The 2,871-nt window shown below is 70.4% G+C and carries 2 protein-coding genes and 1 pseudogene; all 3 read right to left on the minus strand.

What is annotated here, in order from left to right; genetic code table 11:
• Positions 1-1,542: protoglobin domain-containing protein (locus VED21_RS08370; RefSeq protein ID WP_324881878.1), on the minus strand; the 1,542-nt coding region annotated here is incomplete at its 3' end.
• Between the two features lie 244 nt (positions 1,543-1,786).
• Complete coding sequence (locus VED21_RS08375; protein WP_324881879.1) at positions 1,787-2,431, minus strand: response regulator transcription factor; 645 nt, start codon at positions 2,429-2,431, stop codon at positions 1,787-1,789.
• A 315-nt stretch (positions 2,432-2,746) separates the two neighbouring features.
• A pseudogene (locus VED21_RS08380) lies at positions 2,747-2,871 on the minus strand (DNA-binding response regulator); the annotation flags it as partial.

A 2,871-nucleotide genomic window follows, 5' to 3' on the forward strand; every position in this document is an offset into this window, starting at 1 on the left:
CACGGTGAAGGGCAGTTCCGCCCCGCCGCGCTCCAGCCGCAGGCGGCCGAGGGCTCCCGGTCCGGCCGCGGGCGCGCCGGTGACGATGGCGCCGCCTTCCGACAGGTTCGTCACGCCGGCCGTCCGGCTCTCGGCCCCCACGGTTACCGTGCAGCGCTCGGCCACGCGGAAGCGCGGCTTGCGGCGGCGGTCCACCTCGGGGCTGGCGGTGCGGATGGTGCGCACCATCACCCGCTGCAGCGCCTGGACGCCCACCACCACCTCACCCGCCGAACCGCGCACGGTGTCGGCCTGGGCGCCGGCGGCCAGCGCCTCCTGCGCCACCTCGGCGATGTGGGTGGACACTTCGTTCACCAGGTCGGCGGCCTGGGTGACGTTCCGCGCGATGTCCTGCGTCGCCGCCTTCTGCTGGTCGACGGCGGCGGCGATGGAGGCGGCGATGTCCCGCATGTCGGCGATGGTGGTGCCGATCCCCGCCACGGCACCCACGGACGCCTCGCGCATCGCCTGGATCTGGGTAATCTGCCGGCTGATCTCCTCGGTCGCCCTGGCCGTCTGGGTGGCGAGGTTCTTCACCTCGTTGGCGACGACGGCGAAGCCCTTGCCGGCCTCTCCCGCGCGCGCCGCCTCGATGGTGGCGTTCAGTGCCAGCAGGTTGGTCTGCGACGCGATGTCGGTGATCAGCCGGGCGATCTCGTCGATGCGCGCGATGGCGGTGGACAGCTCGCCGATGGTGTCCTGGGCGGTGCGGCTGCGCTCCACCGCCTCGTCCGTCACCGTGCGGCTCTGCTCGACCTGCTGGCCGATGGCGACGATGGCGGCCGACAGCTCTTCCGCCGCCACGGCCACCGACTGCGCGGCGGCTCCGGCCTGGTGCGCCGCCGCGGCCACCGACTGCGACCGCTCGCCCACCATCCCGGCGGAACCGGCCATCCGTTCGGCCGAGCGGCTCATGCGCGTGGACTGGCCGGTCACGCGCTCGACCGCGGCGGTCATCTCGCGCTCCACCGTGCCGGCCATGTCCTCCAGCGCCCGGTGCTTCTCGGCGCGCCCTTCCTCCAGGTACACGGAGATGGCGCGCTCCATGTCCAGCATGACGGCCGAGGACAGGGCGGCCAGCAGCCGTTCCAGCTCCCCCGCCCGCGCCCTGCCGGCGAACAGGCCGCGGCCGGAGGTGGCGCGCGCGGCGCGGGCGAACAGGCGGCTCAGCACGAAGGCGTAGGCGCCGATGTAGAGGTCCGGCTCCAGCCCGACGCGGTTGTGCGCCCGGCCGATGGCGGCGGCCGAGGTGAAGTAGGCCTCGTCGAAGGCGCCCGAGAACAGGCGCAGCCAGTGCTGCTCCTGCATCGCGCGGGCGTGGCGGATGGACGACTCGCCATTGAACATGGCGACGATGTCCGGCGTGGCGCGCACCGTGGCGTAGAACTCGTCGAGCACGCCCGGCAGGAGTTCGCGGAGCAGCGGCAAGGATGCCCGCAGGGTTCCCGCCGCCGCTTCGTCGATGCCGAAGAATTCCAGGCGTTTGCGGTTGTCGCCGACCATGACTTCAGTCCTTCCTCGCGCTTGCGAACTCGGGGGCGCGGGCAGGAGCCGTGTCAATATCCCTTTTTGTCGCGCCGACACGCGGCGGTATGCACAGGGCAATCACCCGTGTGCAAGCGAATTTATTCAACGCATACTCAATGCCGGTTGAGCCCTCGGCTTCAACGTCGGTTGAGCCTTCGGCTTCAGCGCCGGTTGAGCGTTCGGCGCCGATCGGGCATCGCCCGCCCCCGCGGGCCGGACGCTACATGCCGTGCGCGGTCAGCGCCGCCTGGGTGCGGTTGCGCACGCCCAGCAGGCGGAGGATGGCGGTGACGTGCACCTTCACCGTGCCCTCGGTCAGCCCGAGTTCGTGGGCGATCTGCTTGTTGGACTTGCCTTCGCGCAGGCGGGTCAGCACCTCGCGCTGGCGCGGCGTCAGCTGGTCGCTGTTGCCGGAGCCGAAGTTGGCCAGCGGGTCGTCGGACAGCACCTCGGTGCCGGTCACGATGTCGCCGCGGATCGCCTCCGCCGGCACGTAGATGCCGCCGGCCAGCACCAGCTGCAAGGCGCCCAGCAGCACCTTGGCGCTGGAGGATTTCGGGATGTAGCCGGCGGCCCCGTTCTCCAGCGCCGCCATCAGGTCGGCCCGCCGTTCGGAGCCGGAGACGACCACCAGCAGGGCGCGCGGCAGCCGCTCGTGGATCTCGCCCAGCGTCGAGAAGCCGGTCCAGCCGGGCATGCCCAGGTCGAGCAGGATCAGGTCGAATTCGGTGCCGCCCTGGCACAGGTCGCGCACCTCGTCGAAGGTGCTGGCCTCGAAAAACGTCATATCCTCCTGGAACTGCACCAGGAGCCGGCGCAAACCGTCGCGGAACAGCAGATGGTCGTCGGCAATCAGTACGTTCATCGATGAGCCTTCCGCGCCCGATTGGAACAATTTGCTGTACGCCGCCGTGGTCGAGCAAGCAGTCCGGCGCAATCAGTCGGGGTAAATGCAAACAACTTTCATCAATTAATGCTGCTGTGCGAAATCGGTAAAGTGCGCTTTTGGTCTTACGTCGGCTCACATAGAACGGAAGGGAGGGCCGGTGTTGCCGAAAGAGACGGGCTCTTCCCCGAACGTCTGCCCCGAACGTCTGCTTGCGTCCGGATGAGCCGGGGCGCAGGGCGCCCGCCGCCCGCGCCGGGGGTGGCGCGGGCGGCGGGCGGACGCCCCTTGCCGTCACGCCATCGAGGCGCCGACCCGCGCGGCGTCGGCCGGCTGGTCGCCGATGCCGTTGTTGAGCGCCCAGATGGCGGCCTGCGTGCGGTTGGAGGCGTTGATCTTGCGCAGCAGGCTCTTCAGGT

The sequence above is a fragment of the Azospirillum sp. genome, from assembly GCF_035627195.1.
Classification (GTDB): domain Bacteria; phylum Pseudomonadota; class Alphaproteobacteria; order Azospirillales; family Azospirillaceae; genus Azospirillum.

Coding starts and splice junctions, on each gene's coding strand:
- VED21_RS08375 (WP_324881879.1), bottom strand. CDS start 2,431: ATGAACGTACTGATTGCCGACGACCATCTGCTGTTCCGCGACGGTTTG.